Source organism: Tautonia plasticadhaerens (genome assembly GCF_007752535.1).
Classification (GTDB): Bacteria; Planctomycetota; Planctomycetia; order Isosphaerales; family Isosphaeraceae; genus Tautonia; species Tautonia plasticadhaerens.
In genome coordinates, this window is sequence record NZ_CP036426.1 from 6,396,435 (window position 1) to 6,421,878 (window position 25,444).

17 protein-coding genes and 2 pseudogenes are annotated in these 25,444 nt (G+C 66.3%); 11 read left to right on the forward strand and 8 right to left on the reverse strand.

Going from position 1 to position 25,444, the window contains the following annotated elements; translation table 11 throughout:
* Positions 1 to 62 precede the first annotated feature (62 nt).
* The 5 genes from ElP_RS25580 to ElP_RS25605 all read right to left on the reverse strand — a co-directional run bounded on the left by ElP_RS25580 (position 63) and on the right by ElP_RS25605 (position 6,926).
* Complete coding sequence (locus tag ElP_RS25580; RefSeq protein WP_231749261.1) at positions 63 to 2,777, reverse strand: glycoside hydrolase family 15 protein; 2,715 nt, start codon at positions 2,775 to 2,777, stop codon at positions 63 to 65.
* Between the two features lie 520 nt (positions 2,778 to 3,297).
* On the reverse strand, positions 3,298 to 3,519 hold the full coding sequence (locus tag ElP_RS25585; RefSeq protein WP_145274918.1) for a hypothetical protein: 222 nt from the start codon (positions 3,517 to 3,519) through the stop codon (positions 3,298 to 3,300).
* Positions 3,520 to 4,050: 531 nt separating this feature from the next.
* Positions 4,051 to 4,239, reverse strand: coding sequence for a carbon storage regulator CsrA (gene csrA, locus ElP_RS25590; protein WP_145274921.1), 189 nt, complete (start codon positions 4,237 to 4,239; stop codon positions 4,051 to 4,053).
* A gap of 456 nt (positions 4,240 to 4,695) precedes the next feature.
* Positions 4,696 to 5,409, reverse strand: coding sequence for a metallophosphoesterase (locus ElP_RS25595; RefSeq protein WP_145274924.1), 714 nt, complete (start codon positions 5,407 to 5,409; stop codon positions 4,696 to 4,698).
* Between the two features lie 833 nt (positions 5,410 to 6,242).
* Positions 6,243 to 6,926, reverse strand: a complete 684-nt coding sequence (locus ElP_RS25605; RefSeq protein WP_145274927.1) for an MBL fold metallo-hydrolase — start codon at positions 6,924 to 6,926, stop codon at positions 6,243 to 6,245.
* 745 nt (positions 6,927 to 7,671) lie between these two features.
* On the opposite strand from ElP_RS25605, the gene ElP_RS25610 reads away from it, so the two are divergent.
* Both ElP_RS25610 and rimI read left to right on the forward strand, forming a co-directional pair.
* Positions 7,672 to 8,463 carry a DUF1571 domain-containing protein gene (locus ElP_RS25610; RefSeq protein WP_145274930.1) on the forward strand — a complete coding sequence of 264 codons (792 nt, stop codon included), beginning with the start codon at positions 7,672 to 7,674 and terminating at the stop codon, positions 8,461 to 8,463.
* A gap of 317 nt (positions 8,464 to 8,780) precedes the next feature.
* Positions 8,781 to 9,326 carry a ribosomal protein S18-alanine N-acetyltransferase gene (gene rimI, locus ElP_RS25615; RefSeq protein WP_145274933.1) on the forward strand — a complete coding sequence of 182 codons (546 nt, stop codon included), beginning with the start codon at positions 8,781 to 8,783 and terminating at the stop codon, positions 9,324 to 9,326.
* A gap of 156 nt (positions 9,327 to 9,482) precedes the next feature.
* On the opposite strand, the gene ElP_RS38630 is transcribed toward rimI, so the two are convergent.
* Entirely contained in the window at positions 9,483 to 9,626 is a 144-nt protein-coding gene (locus ElP_RS38630) for a hypothetical protein (RefSeq protein ID WP_197446364.1), read from the reverse strand.
* 250 nt (positions 9,627 to 9,876) lie between these two features.
* On the opposite strand from ElP_RS38630, the gene ElP_RS25620 reads away from it, so the two are divergent.
* From ElP_RS25620 to ElP_RS25630, 3 genes are read left to right on the forward strand one after another with little or no spacing between them, the layout of a single operon-like run.
* Positions 9,877 to 12,012, forward strand: a complete 2,136-nt coding sequence (locus ElP_RS25620) for a family 16 glycoside hydrolase (RefSeq protein ID WP_145274936.1) — start codon at positions 9,877 to 9,879, stop codon at positions 12,010 to 12,012.
* A gap of 46 nt (positions 12,013 to 12,058) precedes the next feature.
* Complete coding sequence (locus ElP_RS25625; protein WP_145274939.1) at positions 12,059 to 12,646, forward strand: GlcG/HbpS family heme-binding protein; 588 nt, start codon at positions 12,059 to 12,061, stop codon at positions 12,644 to 12,646.
* Positions 12,647 to 12,688: 42 nt separating this feature from the next.
* Positions 12,689 to 13,537: a glutaminyl-peptide cyclotransferase gene (locus ElP_RS25630; RefSeq protein WP_145274942.1), complete on the forward strand. Its 849-nt coding sequence runs from the start codon at positions 12,689 to 12,691 to the stop codon at positions 13,535 to 13,537.
* A 98-nt stretch (positions 13,538 to 13,635) separates the two neighbouring features.
* Here the strand turns inward: ElP_RS25630 and ElP_RS25635 are convergent, their stop codons facing one another.
* Complete coding sequence (locus ElP_RS25635) at positions 13,636 to 15,882, reverse strand: acetylxylan esterase (protein ID WP_145274944.1); 2,247 nt, start codon at positions 15,880 to 15,882, stop codon at positions 13,636 to 13,638.
* Between the two features lie 247 nt (positions 15,883 to 16,129).
* On the opposite strand from ElP_RS25635, the gene ElP_RS25640 reads away from it, so the two are divergent.
* Positions 16,130 to 16,774 carry a 3-keto-disaccharide hydrolase gene (locus ElP_RS25640; RefSeq protein WP_145274947.1) on the forward strand — a complete coding sequence of 215 codons (645 nt, stop codon included), beginning with the start codon at positions 16,130 to 16,132 and terminating at the stop codon, positions 16,772 to 16,774.
* 94 nt (positions 16,775 to 16,868) lie between these two features.
* Here the strand turns inward: ElP_RS25640 and ElP_RS25645 are convergent, their stop codons facing one another.
* On the reverse strand, positions 16,869 to 20,111 hold the full coding sequence (locus ElP_RS25645) for a family 16 glycoside hydrolase (protein WP_197446365.1): 3,243 nt from the start codon (positions 20,109 to 20,111) through the stop codon (positions 16,869 to 16,871).
* A 614-nt stretch (positions 20,112 to 20,725) separates the two neighbouring features.
* Between ElP_RS25645 and ElP_RS25650 the strand changes: the two are divergent.
* From ElP_RS25650 to ElP_RS25665, 5 genes and pseudogenes are all read left to right on the forward strand, one after another.
* Positions 20,726 to 21,328 (forward strand): annotated as a pseudogene (locus tag ElP_RS25650) (IS630 family transposase); the annotation flags it as partial.
* Between the two features lie 16 nt (positions 21,329 to 21,344).
* Positions 21,345 to 21,548 (forward strand): annotated as a pseudogene (locus tag ElP_RS41340) (IS630 family transposase); the annotation flags it as partial.
* Positions 21,549 to 21,995: 447 nt separating this feature from the next.
* Positions 21,996 to 22,577 carry a transposase gene (locus tag ElP_RS25655; RefSeq protein WP_145274953.1) on the forward strand — a complete coding sequence of 194 codons (582 nt, stop codon included), beginning with the start codon at positions 21,996 to 21,998 and terminating at the stop codon, positions 22,575 to 22,577.
* 77 nt (positions 22,578 to 22,654) lie between these two features.
* Positions 22,655 to 23,868 (forward strand): ISAzo13 family transposase gene (locus ElP_RS41345; RefSeq protein ID WP_390834704.1). Its coding sequence is split into 2 segments (ribosomal slippage): positions 22,655 to 23,132 and positions 23,132 to 23,868, totalling 1,215 coding nucleotides; the frame shifts between segments, so codons are not numbered across the junction.
* 310 nt (positions 23,869 to 24,178) lie between these two features.
* The gene (locus ElP_RS25665; protein WP_145274956.1) at positions 24,179 to 25,309 is read left to right on the forward strand and encodes an ISAs1 family transposase; all 1,131 of its coding nucleotides are present in this window, start codon (positions 24,179 to 24,181) and stop codon (positions 25,307 to 25,309) included.
* Positions 25,310 to 25,444: the final 135 nt, after the last annotated feature.

Consider the following 25,444-nt stretch of genomic DNA (forward strand, 5'->3'; position numbering starts at 1 on the left):
GCCGGGTCGGGCGTTCGACCCGGCACGTGGGGGAGGATTTCGGGCGACTTGCACGCCTCGGTTCAGACGGCGGAGATCCACTCGCCACTGTCCTCCCCCCATGTCCACTCGGCGTCGAGGGAACCGGGGGGAAGATCGAGCGACCAGCGGACCCGACCGGTCGGCAGTTCCGGCTGCGGGGGAGGGATCGAGGGGCGGGACGACCAGGGGCCGAGATTGCCGAGCCCAGGGCAGGTCACCTCGACGTCGAGCCGGACGGCCTGCTCCAGGTGTCCCGAGAGGGTCAGTCGATGGGCTCGACTCCCGACGGGACGCTCGAAGCGGAAACCGAGTCGTCCGCAGGGAAAGTCTCGGGAAAGTCCGATCCGGGGCCAGCTCGGAGGCAAGACCGGTCGGAGCGAAACTCGTCGGTCGAGGGCGTCGTACTCGAGTTCCGCCAAGTCGAGGATCGTGTCGATCAGCATCGTGTGCAGCCCCCAGACCCCCTGGAAGCATCGGGTGAAGCTGCTCTGCGCGGCGACCGACCGCGGGCCGGATCGCAGGTTCAACCCCAGCGGGCCGAGCCGGGCGATCATGCGGTCCAGGAATTCGACCGCCTGGGCCCAGTGCCTGGCCTCTCCCGTCTCCCGGCCGAGCCGGATCAGGTATCGGGCCATCCAGAGGGTGGCCAGGCTCGACGGCGCGTCTCGGTGGGACTCGCTCGGGGCGAGCGTCGCATCCTCGACCCGTGATGGGTCGGGCGCCCATCGCGTCAGTCCCCCGGGATCGGCCCGGTTCACGTTGTGCACGAGCATAGCCCCGGCGGACCGTCGCAGTCTCGGGTCGGAGGCGGGGAGAAGGCCCAGGGGGACGACCAGTCCCAGCGCCCCCACATCGAGCGCCGCCGAGCGGTCGACGAGATTCGGCGGCTGATCGGCCCAGAGGCCGATCCGAGGCGAGAGCCGTCTCCCTTCAAGGAATCGGCCGCTTCGAGGGTCAACCAGGCCGGGTTCGCCACGATCCACCCCCTCGCCGAGGATGCCGACTTCCCAGATTCGATCGGCCCGCTCCTCCCAGGTCTGCACCTTGGCGTCAGCCCCGGGCGGATCGATCAATCGGGCCAGGCGGCCCGCCGCCCGGAGGCCGGCGACCACGCAAGCGTTGCTCGAAAGGAAGGCGCCGAAGCGGGTCTCCCAGAGGCCGGCGGAGCTGATCAGCGCGAGGTCCTCCGACCATCTCAGGCCGGGATGCCCATCGCAATCGAGGCAGACCTCGGCCACCCGCTCCACCAGCGACCAGCGGTCCCGGGCGAAGTCCAGGTCCCCGGTGCGTCGGACATGACGTTCAAGGGCCAGGGGGACGAGGGCCGTCTGGTCGATCGCCGGCGTCTCCCACTCGGGGACGCCGTCGATCGTATATTTCATGAACCAGGCGCGGTTTGTCCGGGTCCGGCCCCGGACCCGTGATAGCCAGTCGAAGATTGCACCTCCGATCTCGGGGTGCCCGAGCCGATCCATCGCCGCTCCGGCCCAGATCGCGTCCCGCGGCCAGCAGTAGGCATTCAGCCCGCGGTCGAAGCCCGCTGCGATCGCCCCGTGCTCCTGATCGCAATGAAGGACAGCGGCCAGGGCCGAACGTCGGAGCACCTCGGCGTGTCCCGGACGGGGAGACTCGACGCTCGGCAGCGCCCGGACGAATCCCACCCACCGGCTCACCGAGGACTCCTCGACGCTCTCCAGGTCGACCGAACGGAACCAGTCGAGCGCAGGGCGAAGCCAGTGCTCGAAGGTCCCCTGGTCGCCTCGCCACCCCGTGAAGGCCCCGCTGACCAGGACATCGACGCGGGCCTCCCCACCGGCGGGGAGGTCCAGCGGCCGGAGGATGATCGCCTCACTCGGCCCGGTCGGCTCGCAATCGACGGGCCCCCGGTCATCCAGGGCGATGGCGAACTCGACGGTGGCGTCCCGAGCGAGCTTGCGATTCGCGTGGCCGTGACCGCGATTGGCCGCCAGCAGGCAATGACCTGTGTCTTGCCAGCTCAAGCTGGGCTCTCCGATACCGCCGTTTACCTCGGCATGAACATAGAGGCCGAACACCGCACGGAAGGGCTCAGAACCCTCGTTGAAGATGCGGAACCGCTTGAGATACTGGCCATGGGACTCGACCCCTCCGCCCGTCCGAGGAAGGTTCGGGCCGACGGCGGCGAAGTCGACCGCCTGGAGCCGTATCGGGCCTCGTCTCCATCGAAGCTCGGTCACCAGCAGGTTCGTCTCGGGACGGTAGTGCTGTGAGGCGTCCCAGCCCATCCGTTCTGCGAACCAGTCGAGCCGTGAGCCGATAGCCAGACCTCCGACAATAGTCCGGAAATGGGATCGGCTATTGGGCAGATCCCCCTCTGCGGGTCGGACGTCGGAGTGCAGGCCGACGGTCGGGAAGAACAGATCGAAGGTCGCTCCGCGATCGTCGACCCGGGCGGTCATGTACCGGTTGCCGACCAGCCCGATCGTGGCCGGCTCGGACGTCTCGGTGAGGTCGGGCAAATTGGGGCGGACGAGGATCTCTCGCCAGGGACCCGCGGCCGGATCGGATCCGGACCGTCGGGCCATGGGCCGATAACGCAGCCGGGCACCGATCCGTTGCGGGGGAACCGGGGCGTGCCAGAGGCTGTTCACCCCCCTGTCTTCCAGCCAGTAGGCCGGGAGCAGGCCGAATGGCTCGTCGTCGACGACGAGCTCCAGCCAACACTGGGTCTCTTCATGGTCAGCCGGATGAGACCCGAGTACGACGTTGCCCCACATTCCGGCCCGGATCGGCCCTCCCTGTCGCCCGCTCGCCGAGGCCTCAATCCAGGATGTCAGCATTCCCGCCCCCGCCCACGCCGACCTCCGACCGGGACGGGAATCCGGCCACGACGGCCACGACCCGGATCAACTCGCTTACTTGCTCGCGAGTCGCGAGCCGGACTGATTTTCATGGGTGGGGACGCCCGCGCCAAGGGAGCCGCGAGCGGCGACGGCCCAATCCGGCTCCCCCACCCCAGGGATCGACCTGGAACACGCCGGCCCCGACCGCGAGCATCCCCCCGCCCGCTCTGGTCGTACCCGAGTCGCCAGGAGCCGATTCGATCATGCGTCCCTTTCTCAGCCCCTGGATGCTCGGACTAAGGCTCGATGCTGTCACGACGTTCGATGTGGCCACCCGACACGGATTCCAGGTGTCGAACTGCTGGTCCGGGATCTCGTCGACGGCGACGTCGGGCTCGCCTCGATCGCCGCCTTGAAGGCCGAACGGGCATTCGACGGAGGCTCGTGGCCACTATCAGTCGCCTGGAGAGGCGACGCCGACCGATTCCGTCAGGACCTCAAGCGCCTGCCGGCCTACGCCGAAGCCTCGGCCGAAGAGGGGCACGACCGGATGGGGTCCTGGGTCATGCTCGAGTTCCTCGACACCGAAGTGATCGGGCGAGTCCGTCCCGACGAGGAAGCCATCGGCTGGCACATCGAGCGACTGGACGCCGTCGTACCCGTCCTGGGGGATCACGGGCTCCTCGCCTCGAGGCAATCGGCGTAGCGTCATCCAGGACCGGGCAAGGGTGGACATTCACCGATCGAGTGCAGACGCTCACTCCGCTAGTCTGCGCGCTCCGCGATCGAGGCCGGAAGGTCGGACTGATCGTTGATGCAATCTATCACTTCGTGTCGGGAGAAACCGCCTCAACTGCCCTCTCATTGGGGCCGGTATCGATCGTCACCGTTCACCTGCGTGACACTCTCGAGGGGGATCCCCCCCTGATCCTCGATCCGAGACGACCGCCGAGCCCTCTCCCGAGTCTCCGGCACCACTCGCTGCACAAAACCTCTACGACATCACGCCGAGGCCGGCTATGACGGCCCCGTTTTCGTTGAACTGTCGACCGGTCGGGGCTTCATGTTGGGGGCTGGTCATTCGGTCGCCGAGGTCGAGTTGATCGTCCGAGGCGCCGCCGATTCCCTCCGTACGATCTGGCCCGAGAATGGTCGAGTCGCACGGGACGAATGGTAGAGGGTCATTTCCAACAGTTCGAGACTCGACTCAGCGGAGTACGGTCTCGCGAACCCGAGTCGTGGGTTGGGTCGGGGCGATTTCCTCACGGTAAACCGGCACGTCGTGAGGGGCTTCGATGCCGAGGCGAATCTGGTTGCGGTCGATCTTGACCACCGTCACCACGATGTTCTCGCCGATGACGATCTTCTCCCCGAGCTTCCTGCTGAGCACGAGCATGGCAACTCTCCGTCGCTGTGCTACTGGTCGTGACCTCGATAGTGGATAACCGAGCGAATAAATCGTTTGCAATTGCAGTGCCACTCGCGGAATCGCCGACACGAAATGACATAAAGTACTTGACTACCATTTGTTATCCGATCGGGACGGTTGATGGGACGTGCGAGTTGGTGACGATGATCTGGCACTCTCCCACCCGTTTCCCTCCTCCTTCACATCGGATGGGAAGTCGGATTCCCAATTGGGGCTTCGCCCCGAATTGACGTCACCCATGAGCAACGGAATAAATGATTGCAATCATTATGGCTCGACCCTCGTATTAAGAGTACTCTTCAAGCGGATAATGATCTTACTTTGATCGACGATTGGTCCGGTACCGTCGCGAGGGAGACGATCAGGAGTCTGGTTCCTCGTTCAAAGTGAGGCTCCGTGCAAGGGAAAGGGCCTGGACCCAAGTTAATGGGTATCGAGACCGTCGATCCGGAGAGGACGAAACCCAATGGCGTCGGCGGCGACACAATGATAGCGGATCCCGCCGATGCTCCCCTGAACGGCCAGAGACCACTGCAGCTGAGCGTGGAGGTGACCGTAGACGCAGGCCGTCACGCCGCTCGCCTCGAAACGGTCGACCCACGGGCCCGGCCTCCCGTGCTGGTCGAAGGGGGGATGGTGCCAGAGCACGACCAGGGGCATATTGGGCTCCCGGAGTCTGGAGGCAGCTTCGAGCATCGCCTCGGCCGAGGCAATCGCGCGATCAGTAGCCTGACAGTCAGCCTCCGAATGATCGGGGTCGACGTTGACCGGAGCCCCCCGGGCCCCGCAAATCACGATCCCGTATTCCTGAATCGCGTCGCCGTCGACGGCCCGTTGCGAGCGTCGGAGCATCGGTCGGATCGAATCGACCTTGCCGAACCAGGAGTCATGATTCCCCGGGGAGAGCACCTTTAGACCCGGCAGCCTGCCAAGCCAGTCGAGGTCGGGCTGCAACTCACGATGGTTGCGGGCCATCGAGATGTCGCCAGGTATGAGGACAAGATCGTCGCGACCCACGGCGTCTTGCCAGTGACGCTCCATCGTCAGGGCATGGTCCTGCCACCGAGCAGCGTGGCGTTCCCGGCGATCCGGCCGTGCGAACGAGAGGTGGAGATCGCTGATCGCCCAGACTTTCACGCTCGAATCTCCCCCTGCACCGATTCCCCCAGGGTCCGTATTCCCTGCGATTCCTCTGGATAAGAACGAGGCCGATGATGAAAGTACCATCGGACCCACCAATGATCGATCGGGTCATGCCGATGACGAGGCCCGAGGGGAGCGTCATGAAGCATCGGGATCGCTTTCAGTAACGATTCCTGCATTGGCCGATACTGGTCGAGGTCATCCCCGGACGAGGGCTCGGGTGCTTGGTCATCGGCACGTACGAGGGGAACGTTGTCGGAATCGTGCCCTTGAGGATGACCGGGGCCGGTTAATCGGGCTCCCCCTGCCCCCTGGCCCTCGAACGTTCTGGAGGCCAACTTCAGGACATACGTCCACGGGATCGCCCAGATACTGGGATTTGGCCCTTCAGCCTGGGTGCGGCCAACCGCAACCCCATCTGACTGGGTCGGACATTCTGGAACTATCCCGACTTCCGGGCGAGTTTGAGCCAGGACATCGGTGAAACGATGGTCTGAAACCGGACTTACGAATCCTGCTGACACCGAGCGGGTGCAGACACCCTCTTCAGAGTCCGTTCCAGGCCGATCGAATCGACGGCGAGGGTGACCGCGCGAGGTACGCTGGAGCGCGTCCTGGTCGAGCGATTCATCATCTACCCGGCGAAGGGGTATGCCCTCAGGCTGGGCCGGGTTCACCACCCAGCCTATCGGGTCCAGGGGACTGAGCTTCTTCATATTGGAGGCGAAACTTGTCGACGTTACGGGGATCGAGGCGAGCGGACCCCCTCCAGGGTCTCACCTCGCCTCGGGCGTTGACATCCATATCTTTGCGATAAAATGCATCGATCAGTCGAGGAGAAAGGGCGTGGTCCCGTCTCTCACGAACGGGTTATTCCGCCGTTCGAACCCGATCGTCGTCTCGGGGCCATGACCGGGATAGACGCGAGTTTCGTCCGGGAGATCGAAGAGTTTCGAACGGACGCCGGTGATGAGTAGCCGGCCGTCACCACCGGGAAAATCAAATCGACCGATACCTCCGGCGAAGAGCACGTCGCCGCCGATCACGAATGGTAGTCCCTCGGCGGTTGCCGCGAAGACGACCGACCCAGGGCTATGACCGGGGATCTCCCTGACCTCGAACGAGATACCGGCGAGGTTGAGCCGATCACCATGATCGACGAGGAGGTCGGCCGGGGGGCTTGTGATCGATTGGCCGAACCGTGCGCTGAGATTCGCCTCGGGGTCGACGAGCAACGACGCCTCGTTGCGGCCGATGACGATCGGGGATTCCGGGAACGCCTCCTTGATCGCCCGGTTGCCGGCGATGTGGTCGCTATGGCCGTGCGTGTTCAGGATCGCCGCGGGCCGGAGCCCGCAGGACCTCAAGTGTTCCAGCAGGGGACCGGTCAGGAATCCCGGATCTACGACGAGCACTTCTTCGGTGCCCGGACGTCGGACGATATACGCCCACTGCTCGAACGGCGGGGAGAGAAACGGCTCAATCAACACCGCTGGCGTGTCGGTCCCCATTGTATCGCTCTTACCTCTCGGCCCAAATTCCCCGAATGACCGGCCTTCGTAACCGCGAGGGCCATTGTAACGAGCGAGTAATCCCCTTGAAAAATGTGCTGAAGTCAGTGCTTCCGTTCGTGCGCATCCAGCACGCAATCGGCATGACCTGAGCGCGATCACCAGAAAGTGGATCGGGATGAGACTCTGGGCCTTCCCGGCCCGGGGTTTGCTTGGTATGGTCGGAACAGTCCGCGACCATTGAAGATGCACCTCGCTCGCCTTGATGGGACGGCGCTCGCTTGCCCATCCTCGCGATTGAATTCTCCCCAGGTCGTCCGAACCCGTACCGACGTGCGTCGCACCCGTTCCGAGGCCGGATGGGAGGGCTCCGATGGCGGCTGACCGGAAGACCAGCTCGAGGGTCGATCGATCGATTCGATCCGTCTCGGCGATCGCCACGATCACCTTGCTGATGAATGACTTCGGGCCCGCCGCATGGGCCGCCAATGCGGACAAGTCGGTTCAATTCTACTCAACCGCCTCTCCCCCCCCGGGTTACTCCGGCCTGACTCCCGAGGCCCCCGCCCCAGTCACCGTTCCCATCACTGGGGACGACCCGGCTGATCCGTTCGCCGGGGCCGAGCCGGCCGAGTCGCCTGCCTCCGATCCCCCTGACGAACGGGAACCCATCTCGAAGTCAGACGAGGTCGTCCCGACGGATGACGATCCTCACCCGAAGATTCCGGGGATCGAGCCCGCTCCGATGCGGCTGGCCTCGACCGACCCGTTCGACCGGGTCCCCCCCGCGAGCGAACAACCGCCGGTCGCCGGGGCAACGGCATCGCCGGACGGGGCCGAGGCGGACCCGATCTCGACCGCCAAGGCCCGACTCGCCGCGTGCAGGTCGCGATTCCAGTCGGTTCGCGACTACACCTGCACGTTCATCAAGCGGGAGCGGATCGACGGCCGCCTGTCGAGCTACGAGGTCATGACGATGAAGGCTCGGACCGGGCCCCAGAGCGTCTACTTCAAATTTCGGCGGCCGAACGCCGGCCGCGAGGCGATCTACGTCCACGGGCGGAACGGCGGCAAGGCGATCGTCCATGACGTCGGCATCGGCCGCCTCGTCGCGGGGTCCCTCCACCTTGACCCCGACAGTCGTCGGGCGATGGACGGAAACCGGCACCCGATCACGGAGGCGGGGATTGGCTTCATGATCGACACGCTGCTGGAAGGCTGGCACCGCGAGATGAACCCGCTGGACACCGTGGTGACGATCCGAGAAGGGGTTCTCGTCAACAAACGGCCCAGCACCATGATTATCTGCAACCACCCCCAACGCTCACCTCACTTCGTCTTCCACGAGGTCAGGCTCTATATCGACTCGGAACTCGGACTGCCGACCCGCTTCGAGGCGTATGACTGGCCACGAGGGTCTGGAGAGGCCCCCCCTCTGGTCGAGGAATACACTTACACCGATCTCCGACTGAATGTCGGGTTGACCGACCACGACTTCAGCCCGTCTAACAAAGCCTATTCGTTCGGCCGATTCTAGGGGCCATGCCCCTCACGAATGGGATGTGTCCGGCCGATAAGAGTGGGGGTCGCGGGCCCAATCGAGCGGCCAGTCGGGCTTGGGGAGGGCCGAAGGAAGCGGGGTTGGCATGGCCGGGGGGGTCCGATAGAATCCGCCCCGCCTTGGCGAAGGACTCAGGTTCCCGCATTTCGACGCGGGGCCAGTAGGCCAGTCCAGGTGTCACCTCCGACCGACCCATCGCGGCCCGTCCCGCAGATTGAATCAATCGTCCCCACGCCGGGCCCCGCAGGATGCCGGGGCACCGCCGTCTTTAATAGTCCACGGAGGGAGGCTCGATGAGCACGGTCCCCACCGCCACTGCCAAGGCCCAGGTCCGCGTGCACATCCGATGGATGATCCGCCGCGACATGCCCGAGGTCCTGGCCATCGAGCACGCCAGCTATGATTTCCCCTGGTGCGAGGAGGAGTTCCTCCGCGTGCTCCGCCAGCGCAACTGCATCGGCATGGTCGCCGAGTGCGGAGAGCGGGTCGTCGGGTTCATGATCTACGAACTCCACAAAACGAGGCTCCAGGTGCTGAACCTGGCCGTCGCTCCCGAGGCCCGACGCACCGGGGTCGGCCGCCAGATGGTCGGAAAGCTCGTCGGCAAACTGTCGAGCCACCGTCGGACCCGGATCGCCTTGCAGGTCCGGGAGTCGAACCTCCAGGCCCAACTCTACTTCCGGGCCCTCGACTTCCGCGCCGTCGAGGTCCTCCGCGAGCACTACGAGGACACGGGCGAGGACGCATACTCGCTCCAATATATCCTCCCTGATCTCATGCCGACCGAGTTCGTGGACGGCTCCCCAGTGAATCGGATCGCTCGCCAGTTCGAGGGCTGAACTCTCTGGTTCGGTAGTGTAGTGACGAGACGCGGCGATTGCCGCGAGGGCGGCCGGTGGGCCTCCCTCGCGGCAATCGCCGTTTGCGGCCCTGGGAATCCGGTTGTTCTACTTCCCAGTTCGCTTCGACAAGGCCGTTCGAGAGACGTGAAATGATCAACGGATGATCGGCGGTGGGACGTTTGGGCTCTCGAGGTAGGTCGCGGCGGCGACCAGCGTCTCCCGACGGCGTGACATGGTGCCCAGGTGCATCGTGACGACGCAAGCGACCGGGATGGTCGGCACGGCGGACACGGTCATTCCCCCGATTTTCGGCAATCGTCCGGCGAATCCACCTCAATCGTTTCGCACGCCATGCCGGGAGCCACCGCGTATCCTGTCAGTCTCGAGGGCGTGAGGACTCAGGTCGCGGACCGCTTGCCGATCCCGGACGGGGCTGTCAGACTGTGGTCTCGTCCGCCCTGCTTGATCGCCAATTGCGGATTCCGGTCCCAGGGCGCCCGTCGTCACGACCGCCCCCCTCCGAGTCGATGATCCCGAGGATGCCACGATGAGGCGACTCTACGGCGCCCTTTGCACGATGGCGTTCGTGCTGGCGGCCCAAACCACGCTCCCGGCTCAATCGCTCAGCGTCTCGGAGCGTCAGGAGACTGCGGGGTTCGCAGCGATCAGGCAGGATCCGAGCGGGGGATTCTCGACCGAGGCGGGAGAGTCTCCGAACCTGGGTACGACTACCGCTTCAATTCGGATCCTCCGATACACGGGCTCCTCGGTCCCCGATGTGCTTTCCTGCATCGACTTCGTCCGATCGTGTTTCGACCCCGAGTCCGGTGGCTTCTCCCAGATTCCCGGAGGGGAGCCCGACGTGGGGACGACGGCATCAGGACTGATGGCGTTGGGGGAGCTTCGGATCTCCGACCCAGGGCTCATCGACCCGGCGATCGCCTACGTGTCCGATCACGCCGAGACCTTCCCCGAAGTGCGGATCGCCGTCGCCGGTACGGAGGCGGTGGGCCGGGAATCCCCGAAGTTCGGAGCCTGGTCGGCCGCGATCCTCGAGAATCGCAACGAGAGTGGCACCTGGGGGTCAGGTCCGGCCCTCACATTCGACACGGGGGGCACGGCCGCCGCCCTCCTCCGCATGGGTCTCGACTTCGACCGCAAGGAGACCGTCACCGAGGCGATCCGGGCCGGGCAGCGTGATGACGGCGGCTGGTCTCCGGGCGAAGGGGAGAGCGACCTCTCGGCCACCTATCGGGTCATGCGGGCGGCCTACATGCTGGGGTTCGCCCCCGATCTGGATGCGCTCCGTCGCTTCGTCGGACGATGCCGTCGCGAGGACGGGGGCTACGCCCCGGCTCCGGGCGTGACCGAGCCCACGATCGGTGCGACGTACATGGCGACCATCCTGCTCCGCTGGGCCGACCTCCTCGAAGGCCTCCTCCCCCTCGTCGAGGACGCCGGATTCCGGCCCTTATTCAACGGGCGCGACCTGAGCGGATGGGAGGGAGACTCTTCGCTCTGGTCGGTCGAGGACGGGACTCTGGTTGGGACGTCCCCGGGGCTCGACCATAACGAGTTCCTCGCCACCGAGGAACGCTTCTCCGATTTTGTCCTCAAGGCCTCATTCCTCCTCTTCGACGGACAAGGAAATAGCGGCATCCAATTCCGGAGCGATCGGCTGCCGGGCACCGAGATGATCGGCTTCCAGGCCGACATCGGCGAGAGTTACTGGGGGTGTCTCTATGACGAGTCCCGTCGCAATCGCGTCCTCTTGCCCGCGACCGAACGGGCCCGGAACTCCATCAGGCCGGATGGCTGGAACCAGTACGAAATCCGGGCGATGGGCGATGAGATCCGCCTGACGCTCAACGGCGTCCCCTCGGTCGACTACACCGAGGCCGAGGCGAACATCGCCGACGCCGGACGGATCGCCGTCCAGCTCCATTCGGGACGGCCGATGGAAATACGATTCCGGGATCTCCTGATCCAGCCACTGCCCCGGCCGACCACTGGAGCCGACCCGAACGAGCCCGGATTTCACTCGCGGACGCTCGATGGGTCCGATCCAGCCGTCCGCTACTCGGTCTTCATACCGGAGGGGTATGACGGCCAGACTCATTTCCCGGTCGTCCTGTTCCTACACGGTTCCGGTGAGCGGGGCGAGGACGGCATCTTGCCGAGTCAGGTTGGACTCGGGCCGATCATCGCCGCCGAGCCCTCTGCCCACCCGTACATTGCCGTCTTCCCACAGGCCCGGGAGACCTGGGCGGCCGAGTCGGACGACGCCCACCAGGCCCTGGCAATTCTCGACGAGATCCTCGAAGACTTCGCGGTCGATACCAGCCGGATCGTCCTCACCGGGCTGTCGATGGGGGGTATGGGGACCTGGTCGATCGGAGCCGCCCATTCCGATCGGTTCTCGGCCATCGTGCCCATCTGCGGGCCGGGCAACGCCGAGTTTGCCGGGCAATTCCGCACGATCCCCGTCTGGGGATTCGTGGGGGACCAGGATCGGGGGACGCTTCTCGATGGGATGAGGGCCACGGTTCGGTCGCTGAAAGAACTCGGCGCCCCGGTGAAGTACACGGAATACCGGGGAGTCGGCCACAATAGTTGGGACCGAGCTTACTCCGAGCCAGGACTCGTCGAGTGGATGCTCTCGCCTCACCGGATCGCCGATTGATCGGCCGGAATCGAACTGGCCGAGGCCACCTCAGGAGCAATTCGCCATGCCGACAAGCCTCCTCGCACCTTGGTTGACGCTGCTGGCGGTCGCCTCGCCCGGGATGGGCCAGGATTTGCAACCGATCGAATCCCCCGCGCCCTCTTCCGAAGATTCCCCGCTCGTCGAGCGTGGCCGGATCAGGCTGACCCTCGGCGGCGCCCAGGCGATTCTCGACGGGGCCCACGCACAGGCGAAGGAGATGGGCCTGAAGGTGAACATCACGGTCGTGGACGAGGGAGGCCACCCGATCGCCTTCGCCCGGATGGACGGGGCCCGATCGGCAAGTTCTTACACGTCGATGACCAAGGCCGTCGCCGCCGCCACCCTCCGGCAGCCGACCGGCCCTGTCCCGCCCGGGACCGATCAGCCCGACATCCTGCTGAACCTCAGCCTCCAGTTGACCGCGTCCGCCTCCGGGGGCACGGTGACGACGCTCTACGGCGGCGTTCCCGTGATCGTAGAGGGCCAGATCATCGGCGGAGTCGGGGTCGGAGGGGCGACAGGCGAACAGGACGCCGAGATCGCCCGCGCCGGGATCGCCCGGTTGATCGAATCGATCGGCTCGCCCGAAGCCCCCGCCGATGGACGATAATGCATGACAAATGCACTCCCTCGCTCGGAGGCCCCTGCCCCGATGACCACGAAGGCCCGAACCCCTTCGACCACAGGTCGGCATTCCCACGGTCGACGCCGTCGAATCGGATTCGTCCTGGCGTCGGCGGCCGTCACGGCCGCCCTCTGCGGGGGCGTCCTCGCGGCCTTGAACTCCTCGCAGTCAAGTCGTCCGGCAGTCTTCGACGTCGAGATCATCAAGGCCTACCCGCATGACCCGAAAGCGTTCACACAGGGCCTCGAGTTCTTTGGCGATAATCTCTATGAGGGGACCGGCCAATATGGTCGATCCCGCTTGCGGAAGGTCCGGCTGGAGACGGGCGCCGTGGTCCAGGAGGTCGCCCTCCCGGACGACGTATTCGGCGAGGGGATCACCGTTTGGGAGGACCGGATCATCCAGCTTTCATGGCAGGAGCGCCTCGGTTTCGTTTTCGACAGGGACACGCTGGAGCCCAAGGGGCGATTCCGATACGCCGGAGAGGGTTGGGGCCTCACGCACGATGCGACCCACTTGATCATGAGCGACGGATCCTCGACCCTCCGGTTCCTCGACCCGCAGACCTACCGCGTGGTTCGTTCGGTCCGGGTCATCACCCCCGAAGGGCAGCCGGTCGAACAGCTCAACGAACTCGAATACATCGACGGCGAGATCTTCGCGAACATCTGGAACACCAGCACGATCGCCCGCATTTCTGCCGCCACCGGTCGCGTTGTGGGTTGGATCGACTTGAGGAACGTCCGGCCCCGGCAAGCGGTCGGCAGCAACGCGGTGCTCAACGGCATCGCCTACGAACCGAAGAGCAAGCGACTCTTCGTCACGGGAAAGAACTGGTCCGACCTATTCGAAATCCGGCTCGTCCCCCGGGATTGACGTCGTCTCTGCCGGGAGTTCGATCGGTCGCGTTGCGCTCGGGGCTGCCTCGGATCGCGCCCCACGCCACGAGAGCCGTCCACTGGACCCGGCAGCGTTCATTCGGGTTCGAGCAACCAGGAGACCGCCGCTTCCAGCTCCCCGGATGGGTCTCCCTGGAAACAGATCGGTCCGGTTATCCCGGCCGATTCATACGCTGAGCGGACCAGTTCCGGGGCCTCAGGGCTTTCTCCCGAGAGCCAGAGGCGGGTCGGGGCACACAGGGCGAGCATCGAGGGGAGGTCGCCGTATTTCACGGCCCCCGGGAAGAGGTCGAGATCCCGGATCTCGGTAATCCCGGCGAATCGGAAGCCGCCCGTGCCGACGGCCAGGGAATCGACCGCATCCCCGGCCACGGCGACGGCCGTCGCTGCCCATCGACCGGCTCGTCCGGGTGCCAGGAGATCGACACGCCCGGGGCTGAAGTCGTGGTGGCGGACGAAGGCGAGGACCGAGAGGATGTCGTGCACACGCTGCGCAAACAGCGGGTGATTATAACCGAGGGTGTAACCGAGGAATTCGCGGGGGTTCTCGACGCTGCGGGTTCCCCTCAACTCCCCTCCGGACGAAGTCGACTCGCCCTGCCCGAGGAGGTCGCATCCGACAACGCAGATCCCCTGCTCCATCAGCCGTCGGGCGGTGCCGACGGGGTTCCCGTCAGATCCATGCAGCACGGACTTCCCGTCGTCGTCGACCCAGAGCACCACCCGCCCCCGATAGTCTTTCGGGTAGAGGAAGACCGCGGGCACGGCTTCCCCCTCGGATTCGAAGCGGAGCAAGGCGGTCGTCTGGAGATAGTCCCCCTTGTCGAGCTCCACCTGCTTGTCGTATACCACATCGCCCGCCTCGGGGAGAGAGCGGCCGACCATCGTCTCGATCGCGCCCCCGACGACGCGACGGAACTCGTCGAGTGTCTCACGGTCGACCGGACGGAGGGGTCTCAGGATTGAGCTGGCGTCCGCGTCGAGGCCGACCAGGAGTCGGACCTCGGCATCCTGGTCGGTCGGGGGCTTCGGGTGGCCCTCGTCCCAGACCGACGCCTCCTCGATCGTGAGCGGCTCATAGTCGCGTTCCTCGAGGGACACGTCGGGGCCGAGCCCGAGATGTTCGGCGAGGAAGGAGTACATCATGGCCCGACTCGGGGCGTTATAGTTGTGACCGAAGTCGAGGTAGCGGCCGGAGACCTTGCCTGGGGCCCCGAGCAACTCATAAAGCCGCGTCAACTCGGGGAGCCCCTTCGTCTCGATCTCCCGGGTCCAGTCGTTGGCCCCGGTCATGCCGAGCGGGCGGGGTGCGACCAGGGCGGCGAACTCGACGTTCCCGGTGTCGATGCGCAAATAGCTCGCGTTCTCGCAGGTACAGCCTCCCTGCATCGCGGTCGAGACCATCACGGCGGGGAAGACCGCAGCCGGTCGGGAATCGACGGCCGAGAGCAGGAAGGTCTGCGTCCCCCCGCCGCTGGAACCGGTGACCGCAATCCGGTCAGGGTCGACGTCGGCAAGGCCGGAGAGGAAGTCGAGGGCCCGGATCGAGTTGAGCAACTGCAGCCCCAGGACGTTCTGGAGGCGGAGTTCGGCCTGGGCGCTGAAGAGCCCCCAGCGTTCTGGGCTGCTCAGCTCGGGACGTTGCTCGGAGAATCGATGGGCGAGCTCATAGGTGATCGGGACGCTGTCGGCATAGCCGATCATGTCGTAGAGGAAAACGACACACCCCATCCGGGATAGCTGGACGCAACGGGCCTGGACCGGGTGCCGGCCTCCGACCTCGAAGCGTTCCGCGCCGGCCTCCAACTCGCTCCGGATCGTCTCTTCACCGTGGTCATGGAATCGACCGTCCTGCCAGTGGCCGTGCGGGCAGAGGACACCGGGGCGAAGGCCATCAACCGCGGTCGGCCGGTACAGACTGCCCGTCACGAACAGGCCGGGGAAGCTCTCGAAGTAGACCTTCTCCACGGTATAGCCTTCGCGCCCGACCGGTCCGTGGACGACCGGGACCAGTTCCGGGGTGGTCGGCATCGGCCAGAGGCCGGCGGCGACGAGGATGCGCCTGCGGACCCGTTCAGCTCGGACGGCCCACTCCTCGACGGAACCAGGGGGCAAGAACGGGAAATACCCGTTCAGGTCGTTCAGCGGGCCGAGCCTCCGGTCATCTGAAGCCTGGCCGTCGGGGAAGACAAGGGGGGGCGACTCGCCGTCCTCGGCACCCAGGGAGATCGACGGCAAGCGGGCGTCGAGCCCTCCGGCGATCAGGGACGCCGTGAGCGTCTGCAGGACAGAACGCCGACTCAGTCGATCTTCGGGAATCATCTGAGATCGTCCCCCATTCGCGCCGAGATGCAGATCGGGGCGCCTGATGCCCCATCGAGATCGGCCGAGTTTATCACCCCCTCCGGACGATCGCCACGGCCCGGATCTGGGCGATCCCGTGGCGGACGCACCACATCGACTGCTCTGCTATGATCGTCAGCACGCCGCGTGTACACCCGAGACGCCTCAACCGCCTCGGTCGACGCCGGCAGACTCCATTCAAGAATGATTACACGGGAGACATCCGATGATTCGTCGATCCCTGCTAGCGGGCATGGCCCTGGTGTGCCCGACGATCGCCTGGTCCCAGGAGCCGATTCGCCTCTTCAATGGCGAGGATCTCTCAGGCTGGACCGCAGTCCTGGCCGGGGAGGACGCCCGAGCCGAGGACGTCTGGACCGTCCGGGACGGGGTCCTCTCCTGCTCCGGTAAGCCGAATGGGTACATCCGCACCGAGGAAAGCTACAAGGACTACACGCTGACGCTCGAGTGGCGCTTTCCCGAAGGGAGTGACGGCGGCAACAGCGGCGTACTCGTCCATACGAGCGAGCCGGGGGCGATCGGCATCTGGCCGAAGTCGATCGAGGTTCAGCTGTTTTCCGGCAACGCCGGAGACTTCTGGGTCATCGGCACGGACCTCGACGTCGAGAACGAGGAGCAACGGAAGATGGGCCGCCGCCACTTGAACCTCACCGACGATTCAGAGAGGCCGATCGGGGAGTGGAACGAGATGGAGATCGTCTGCGAGGGAGACGCGATCCGGGTCAGCGTCAACGGCGATCTCGTCAACCAGGCCACCAACTGCACCGTCACGGAGGGGGCAATTTCCCTCCAGTCCGAGGGCGTCCCGATCGAGTTCCGCGAGGTCGTACTCACCCCGATGGGCGAGTAATGGCCTCCGGGTCAACGCGTCGGAAACGGAACGGGGCCGGCCGTCGCAGACGGCCGGCCCCGGGGATGCCTGATCAAGGGCCATCGCCCCAGGCTCATTCGAATCGCTCGGCCTCGCGGTCGCCCCGGGAGAGCAGATAGGCGAGCAAATCGAAGACCTCCTCCTCGTCGAGCGTGTTCAGCAGCCCCTCTGGCATCATCGAGACGGGAGAAGGCCGCATCTCCTCGATCTTCGATCGCTCGACCCGGTCGAGGGCATTGGGGTCGAGCATGTTCGACATGACCATCAGGTTGTCGCCGTTGAGGTTGACGATCCGGCCGGTGACGACGCGGCCATCCTCGGTGGCGATCATCACGGCCTGATACTGGTCACTGATCTCCTTGCTCGGGTGGATGATCGACTCGATCAGATCTCGGGGGCTGAACCGGCCGGCCACGCCAGTCAGGTCGGGTCCCACGGCCCCGCCCTCTCCGGCATACCGGTGGCAGGAGAAGCAGGTGGTCTCGGCGAACAGGCGACGCCCCCGGTCGTAGTCTCGACCTCCGTCTAGGCCCTCGTCGAGCCGGGGGATCAGTTCGTCGAGCGACCATTCCTTCACGAACGGCCGGAGGACGGCGACCTCCGCAGAAGCGGGCTCGGGCTGGGCCTCGATGGTCGGTCGGAGTGCCTCCGCTTCGTCATCGCTCAACGTGGCCACCGCATCGTTCTTGATGTTGCGGACGAAGTTGGCGAAGCTCGATCCGCCCCGATAATTGGCCGCCCTGAGGAACCAGCGAAAATAGGTCTCTCGGAGTTCGGGAGTCCAGCCGGTCGTCAAGATGCGGAGCATCTGGGCATAGTTGATCTGCTCCTCCTGCGTCGGCGCCTGGTCCAGCAGGGAAACAGTCTTGGTCGCGGCGTTCGGGGCCTGGAGATAGATGAGCAGCCGGGCGAGTTCGGCGTTCAGTTCCACGGCTTGGGCCGGGTAGGCCGGGTCGAAACGGGAAACCAGGCGAGCCCGGGTCTCGTCATCGGGCGGGCCCATGCGGTTGAACAGAACGGCGTAGACTCGAAGCAGATCGAGTTTCTGCGTCGCGGTCAGCTCCTCCCAGGCCGGTGCGAGGCGGTCGAGGGCATCCAGAATTCGTTGTTTGAGCTGGAGGTCGACTGGCGGATCGGCGGGCTCGCGGTGGGCCGGGTCGGGAGCACTCACGCGGATCAGGGCGAGAAGGGCATTGGCCGCGGCCTGGGGATCGACTTCGGCGAGGGCGCGATCGTGCCAGAACTCCCCGTTCTGGAACTCGATGGCAACCCGGGCCGCGTATCGAACGAATCGATCCGGATGTCCCAGGTGAGGCCAGATCGAGCCGATCGCATCCGAATCCCTCCGCCCGTGATAGGCTTCCAGCGTGCGACGGAGTTCCCGGAGGTCGGCCCCCTCGTCGCTCTCCACGGTCGGGCGAATCGGCTCACCTCCCGTGTACCTGACGCGATAGAGGCTCGACGAGGTGCGTCGTCCGCCGACGGCGACATACATCGCCCCGTCGGCCGGGTTGATAACTAGGTCGGTCAAGGGGAGCGGCGTGCCGGTGAGGAACTCCTCGGTGGTGGCGGTATAAGTGGCACCCGAAGGCTCCAAATGCACGGCATAGAGCTTCCCGTAGCTCCAATCACAGATGAAAAGCGCATCTTGATACCTCGCCGGGAACTTCGCGTCGTAGCCGAACGCGATGCCGGTCGGGGAGCCGGGACCGATGTCGACGACGGCGGGGAGGCTGTCGAGGTAGTACGACGGCCACTTGCCCGCGCCGTTCCGCCAACCGTAGTCGGAACCGCTGACGACGTGGTTGATCCGGGTCGGCCGATACCATGGGGTGTTGATGTCCCACTCCATGTCCGCGTCGTACGTGAACAACTCCCCCTCGCGGTTGAACGCGAGGTCGTAGGGGTTTCGATATCCCATCGAGATCAGCTCCCACTCCCTGCCGTCGGGATCGACCCGGTAGATGCAACCTCCGGGGGCGAGGACGTCGGCCATGAAGCCGTTGCCGTCGGGCATCCGGGGTAGGAGTTGGTCCTCTCCCCAGACGGGGGGGACTCGGGTGGCATCGTAGTCGGTCAGCTGAGTGCCGTTTCCGCAGACGACGAACAGGGCGTCGCCCTGCGGACTGGGGACGATCGCGTGAGGGCCGTGCTCGCCCCGGCCGTCGAGGGCATGGAGCTGCTCGACGGTATCGAGGGCATCATCCCCGTCGGTGTCCCGGACGCGATACAGGCCGCTCGCGAACCTGCCCCCGGTGTTGACCATGACGTAGAGGCTGTCGAATGCCCAGAGGAGCCCCTGTGCCTCACCGACCTCGACGTCGATCGGCTCGACGGCCACCTCGCCCTGCTCTCCGACGGGAGGCGGGGTGACGCGGTAGAGCTTGCCGTACTGGTCGGAGACGATCAGTCGCCCTTCGGGATCGACGGTCATGGCGACCCACGACCCCTGCGTTTCGGCCGGGACCGAGTATAGCAACTCGACCTCGAATCCGTCGGCAACCTTCAGAGTCCCGAGATCGGCCGCCGGAGGGGCCTCCGAATCGACGGGAGCTGCATCCCTAGGTCGCTCGGCCTCCTCCCGGACCCGGGCCTTCTTCGAACGGCCCTCGCCTTCGGGGAGACGACGGAGGCGGAGATCCTTGAATTGCACCGTCATCGGTGGGCCTGCATGGACCTGAAGCGCGATCAGGCCTTCCAGCTCACGCTCGGACGCCTGGCGGTCGATCACCTCGACGACCGTCCGGCCGTTGATCCTGTGGACCAACCTCGGGCCCCGGGCGATGATCGTCAGTTCGTTCCATTCTTCGAGGTCGACTTCAGGAACCTCACCTTCCAACTCCCCCTCGACAACCTTCTCGCCCTCGGGGGTCACGACGACCCGCTGACCGCTCTCGGCGACGATCCCCCGGCCCCGCTCGTCGTAGAGCATGCCGAGGTAGCGAGGGTCCGGGTGGATATCGGCCTGATAGCCCCCGACGGAATATTCGCCGATTTCCGGCCGCTCATTGCTTCGGTACTGGATCCCGGAGTTGTTGTCCCCGATGAGTCGGAACTGGGCCCGAAGCTCGAAGTTCCGGACGGGATCACCCCGATAGACGAGGAACTTGTTGTATTCCAGGGGAGCGTCGGCGGAGGTTTTGCCGGTGATGGCGCCGTCCTCGACGGACCAGAGGGAGGGGTCGCCCTCCCATCCGGAAAGGTCTTCGCCGTTAAAAATGGGCTCGAAATCTCCCTCGTCCTGAGGCGGCTCGACGGCGCCGGCTAGGGAGAGGGCCAGGACCAGGGCGACCGACATACCGAGGACGGCGGTCAACCGGGGACGCGTTCGGGACATTGCTCGGACCTTTCGCAATCGACAGGGATGGAACTGGTCTCCGAGGGCGGAATTGCAAGCTCCCCGGCGACCGGCCGCGAGCAGGGGCGGCGAGGTTCACGACGGGGCCCAGCACGATCGATCGATCCCCTCGACCAGGATCTTGGCCGATCGAGGAGGATGGGCGATCCTCGAGAGACCTTCGCTTCATCCTGCCCGGCTCGCATCCTTCACACAAGTCGGGAGCGGGGGGCGGCAAGGTCGATCGCGTGGACTCCCTGCGAGGGGCGTCGGCCAGTGGCTGCCTGAAAGACCCCGAGGCCAACCGTATGACCCGCTCGATGCCGGGCGGCATGCCGGTTTCCCCGCCCGGGGTCCATGACCCGAGTTCCCGTACAGGCCTCGGACACTTCCTGCCGGCGACCTCCCCCATGCCAGCTAAACCATCTCCTGCGGCATCCGCGACATCGATGCACTCGCCCCGAGGATCCGTCCCTCTGGGTGATCTTGTACGATCCGGCGGGGACGCACCCCAACGAAGACGACTATTTCTACAGTTGTAACTACTGACCGGCGCGCAAAGAGCGTCAAACTGATAGCAGTAAGATCGAGGGATGGATACAACCTATCCCATCCCGTCTGAACGCCTCGAGTGGCGGAGGTTCCGGGCGTTGGACCTCAAGCGACGGGGCTGGTCTCAGCGCGATATCGCCGAGGCCCTGGACGTCTCCGAGGTCTCCGTCAGTCGCGGGCTGGCCGACGCCCGAGCCTGCGGCCCCGAGTCGCTCCGGGCTCGCCCCGCACCGGGACCCTCGCCGAGGCCCTCCTCCGAGCGGAAGCAGTTGGTCCCCGAACTCCTCTGGCACGGGCCGGAGTCCTATGGCTCCCGGGGCCAGGTCTGGACCCGCGCCCGCGTCGCCAAGGTCATCGAGTGGGAGTTCGGCGTCCGCTATCACAAGGGGCACGTCGGCCGGCTCCTCGAGGACCTGGGTTGGGCCCCGCAGCGGCCGATCCGGCGGGCCATCCGTCGGGACGAGGACGCCATCCGGCGGTGGCGTGAGGAGACCTGGCCGGAGCCGCGGCGGCGTGCCCGCCGGGAGCACCGGGCCCTAGTTTTCGAGGACGAATCGGGCTTCTACCTCCTGCCGGGGGTGGTCAAGACGTATGCCCCGGGGGGATTGACCCCGGCGCTCCGCGAGGGGCAGGCTCGGGACCACCTCTGGGTCATGCGGGATGACGCCGGAGGGCCGGGTCTACACCCCGACCCGGCCGGAGTCGCTCAACGGGCTGCATTGCGTCGAGTGCCTCCTGCATCTGCTCCGCGTGGCGGGGGATCGGTTGTTGGTGGTCTGGGATGGCTCGCCCATCCACCGGCGCATGGCCGTCCGGGAGTTCGTGTCGAGCACGCGCGACCGCGTCGCGCTGGAGGCCCTGCCGGGGTATGCGCCGGATCTGAACCCCTGGGATGAGGGTGGCTGGCACCACCTGAGGAATGTCGAGATGCGGAACCTGGTGTGCCGCGACCTGGACGAATTGCACCAGGAGCTCGTCCTTGCTGGGGGGCGCCTGCGGGCGCCCACCGACCTATACGGCCGAGCGACGCGCCGAGGTGATCGCCGCGGCGTCGACCGACCCGAGGAGCCTGGGCCTGCCTCTCGCGTGCCGGGCGCCCGATCGCCTGCAAGCCTACCTCAACGAGCAGAGGGGCATCCCGATCCGGCGCAGCCGCATCGACGAGCTCCTCCTGGCCGAGGGCCTGCGTTGGCGCCATCAGGGGGCCTGGTTCGGCGAGCGGGTCGATCCCGCCTTCGCCGAAAAACGGGGATCATCGAACGGCTCCACACGCCGCCGCCGCCGGGCTCCGTCGTCGTCTGCCCCGACGAGATGGGGCCGGAGAGCGCCAAGAGCTTCCCGGGCCAGCGACTCGTCCGGGCCGAACCCCGGGCGGGGGCCGAAGGACAAGCCCGAGCGGCCGAACGAGCCCGGCAGGAGGTCGACTACGGCCGCCGCGGCGAGGGGTACATCTTCGGCGCGTTCCGCCCGGCCACCGGCGAGGCGATGACCCGCCCGTACCCGAGCCGGAGTGCGGCGAGCCGGGCCGACTTCCTCGCCCGGGTCGACGGATGGGTCCCGGCGGAGGCGGGACGCGTCTATGCGATCGTGGGCAACCTGCAGGCGCATCGGGCCACCGATGTGCTGCCGTTCGCGTCGGCTCACCCGCGGTGGGGGCTCGTCTCCCGGCCGGTGTACGCGGCGTACCTGAACCTGATCGGACCCTGGTGGGAGGTCCCGCGGAGCCTGGCGCTGAAGGGGCGTCGGTTCGAGACCTGGGAGGAAGTCTGCCGGGCAGCCGAGGAGGCGACGGCCTACTGGAACGGGCATCGGCATCCGTTCGTCTGGGGCCGCCGACGGCGCCGCCGGCCGGGCATCGCGGCCGTCCCCGGTATCAGACGACTTGCCGGATGAACCACTGAGGGGATTGAAAGGACAAAACTCTTCCGTATCCTGAGACCTTCGCACCAGGAGATCAAGGAGATACGCAGATGCGGCCCAGCCCCGAGATGATCCCCGTCCTCATCGATGCCGCCAAGGCCCTCAAGGGCAGTCCGAAGCGAGTCTTCATGGCCAAGACCGTCGCAGCGATGGGGCGGGGTGGACAACGCTGGGCCCAGGAGCATCTCGGCTGGTGCCGGGAGACCATCCGCAAGGGCACGCACGAACTCCGCTCGGGCATGACCTGCGTGGACGCCTTCTCGGCCCGCCGTCGCAAGCCCGCCGAGGAGCACTTGCCCCGACTCCTCGATGACATCCGCAGCATCGCCGACGGGCAGAGCCAGGCCGACCCCAAGTTCCAGACCAAGGGGCTCTTCACCCGGATCAGTGCCGCCGAGGTCCGACGCCAGTTGATCGCCACGAAGGGCTACACCGACGAGGAGTTGCCCACCCAGCAGACCATCAACACCAAGCTGAACCTGCTGGGCTATCGCCTCTCCAGGGTGGCCAAGTGCCGCCCCCAAAAAGAGTCCCGCAGACCGATGCCATCTTCGATCAACTGAAGGCGGTCAACCCCGAGGCGGATCGGGCCAGGGGCACCCTGCGGCTCTCGATCGACGCCAAGGCGACGGTGCATGTCGGCCCCTTCTCACGGCGGGGCCGGAGCCGGACCGGCACGAAGGCGGCGGATCACGACTTCAAGCCCGTGGCGACGCTGACCCCCTTCGGCATCTTCCTGCCCGAGCACGACGACCTGTGGCTGTACATGGCCCGGTCGAAGGTCACCAGCGACTTCATCGCCGATCGCCTGGAGCAATGGTGGGAGGGCGTCCGCCTGCGGTTCCTGCGGGTCAAGACGCTGGTGATCAACCTGGACAACGGCCCGGAGAACCACAGCCGGCGGAGCCAGTTCCTCAAGCGGATCGTGGCCTTCGCCCGCAAGTATCGCCTGGTGGTGCAGTTGGCGTACTACCCGCCGTACCACAGCAAGTACAACCCGATCGAGCGGTGCTGGGGCGTGCTGGAGATGCACTGGAACGGGTCGCTGCTGGACTCGGTGGAGGCGGTGTTGGGATTCGCCCGATCGATGACCTGGAAGCGGAAGCACCCGGTGGTCAGCCTGGTGGAGACGACCTACGCCAAGGGGGTCAGGCTGAAGCCCGAGGAGATGGAGGCGTTGGAGGCCGAGGTGATCCGCCTGCCGTCGCTTGAGAAGTGGTTCGTGAAGATCCCTCGTAAGCGAGGCAGGCCACGGAAGACGTAGCTTCTTTCTGGTGCCTAAGCGACCATCGCGGAGGCGATCGTCGGCCGATTCGCCGTGCCTTGGGATTTCGTCCACGCTTCTGGAGTCCCGAGCCCACCCTGGTTCGGGTCGACGAGCGACTGCCGGTGCCGCTCCTCCCTCGATGGATTCTGGAACCGAGGTGGACGCATCGGGCAACATCCGAGGCGAGACGGCCAGAGGCGACGGTCCGTGCCGGCACCTCCGGGGTGACCCAGGGCTACCGCACTATGAACTACTGACGGCGTAGGGGTTTCCGGCTATGCCGGGGGGAAACCAGGAGCCCCATCCCATGCCGCCACTGCCGATCACGGCCGTCTTCGCCGAGGTGCCCGACCCCCGCCGGGAGACGGCCAACACGCTCCACGACCTCACCGACATCCTGACCGTCGCCACCTGTGCCGTCATCGGCGGGGCCGAGTCCCGGGAGGCGATCGCCGAGTACGGGAGGACCAAGGAGGGGTTCTTCCGCCGCTTCCTCCGCCTCGACAACGGCATCCCCAGCCCGGACACCTTCGAGCGGGTCTTCGCCAAGCTGGCCCCGGGGGCGTCCGCCCGGGCGTTCGGGCGCTGGATGGCGGCGGCCTGCGGGGCGACCGGCCTGGTGCCGATCGCCATCGACGGCAAGTCGGCCCGGGCGGCCAGGCGGGACACGGCCACCGGGTGCCTGCACGTCGTCACGGCGTGGGCCGCCGAGAACCGCCTGGCCCTCGGCACGGCCTGCGTCCCGGGCGGCTCGAACGAGGTGGCGGCGATCCCCGCGCTGCTCCGGGTGCTGGACCTGGCCGGGGCGATCGCGACGATCGACGCGGCCGGCTGCCGGGTCGAGGACGCGCGGATCATCCGCCAGCAGCAGGGGCACTCTCTGCTGACCGTCAAGGACAACCAGCCGACGCTCCGGGCGGCCGTCGAGTCGGTCTTCGAGCGGGCGTGCGAGGCCGACTTCGAGGATGTCCGGTGCGACGGTCACGAGTCGGACGAGGACGGCCACGGGCGGCACGAGGAGCGGTACGTGACGGTGATCTACGACCCCGTCGGCCTGCCGGCGGGGTGGCCGGACGTGGCGGCGGTGGTGCAGGTCAACCGCGAGCGGGAGGTCGGCGGGGAGCGGGCCGTAACCACCCCCTACTACATCGCCAGTCACCCGGGGACAGCCGCCGAGTTCGCGGGCCGGATTCGGGGCCATTGGGGTATCGAGAACGGGCTGCACTGGGCCCTCGACGTGGTCTTCCGGGGGGATCGCAGCCGGATCCGGGCGGAGAACGCCGGGGCCAACCTGGCGTTGATCCGGCGGGTGGCGGTCGCGCTGTGGTGGCGGGCACCGGGCAAGGGGAGCGGGGTCACGAAGCGTCTCAAGGCCGGCTGGGACGACGACTATCTGCTTCAGGTCCTTCAAGGAATGACAGCAGTTGTAGTGCGGTAGCCCTGCGGGATGACCTCCTCCGCCTTGCGGGCTTCTCGTCGGCCCCAGACGGGCAAGTTCCGGTGATCCAACAGGCTCCTGCGATGGGGGCAGGAGCCCCCCCGATGGGCTAGTGGGTCGTCAATCTTCATTTGA

Coding starts and splice junctions, on each gene's coding strand:
- csrA (WP_145274921.1), bottom strand. CDS start 4,239: ATGCTCGTGCTCAGCAGGAAGCTCGGGGAGAAGATCGTCATCGGCGAG.
- ElP_RS25665 (WP_145274956.1), top strand. CDS start 24,179: ATGCCGCCACTGCCGATCACGGCCGTCTTCGCCGAGGTGCCCGACCCC.
- ElP_RS25630 (WP_145274942.1), top strand. CDS start 12,689: ATGACCACGAAGGCCCGAACCCCTTCGACCACAGGTCGGCATTCCCAC.
- rimI (WP_145274933.1), top strand. CDS start 8,781: ATGAGCACGGTCCCCACCGCCACTGCCAAGGCCCAGGTCCGCGTGCAC.
- ElP_RS25605 (WP_145274927.1), bottom strand. CDS start 6,926: ATGGGGACCGACACGCCAGCGGTGTTGATTGAGCCGTTTCTCTCCCCG.
- ElP_RS25620 (WP_145274936.1), top strand. CDS start 9,877: ATGAGGCGACTCTACGGCGCCCTTTGCACGATGGCGTTCGTGCTGGCG.
- ElP_RS25610 (WP_145274930.1), top strand. CDS start 7,672: ATGCGGCTGGCCTCGACCGACCCGTTCGACCGGGTCCCCCCCGCGAGC.
- ElP_RS25635 (WP_145274944.1), bottom strand. CDS start 15,882: ATGATTCCCGAAGATCGACTGAGTCGGCGTTCTGTCCTGCAGACGCTC.
- ElP_RS25580 (WP_231749261.1), bottom strand. CDS start 2,777: ATGTGGGGCAACGTCGTACTCGGGTCTCATCCGGCTGACCATGAAGAG.
- ElP_RS38630 (WP_197446364.1), bottom strand. CDS start 9,626: ATGACCGTGTCCGCCGTGCCGACCATCCCGGTCGCTTGCGTCGTCACG.
- ElP_RS25655 (WP_145274953.1), top strand. CDS start 21,996: ATGGGGCCGGAGAGCGCCAAGAGCTTCCCGGGCCAGCGACTCGTCCGG.
- ElP_RS25625 (WP_145274939.1), top strand. CDS start 12,059: ATGCCGACAAGCCTCCTCGCACCTTGGTTGACGCTGCTGGCGGTCGCC.
- ElP_RS25640 (WP_145274947.1), top strand. CDS start 16,130: ATGATTCGTCGATCCCTGCTAGCGGGCATGGCCCTGGTGTGCCCGACG.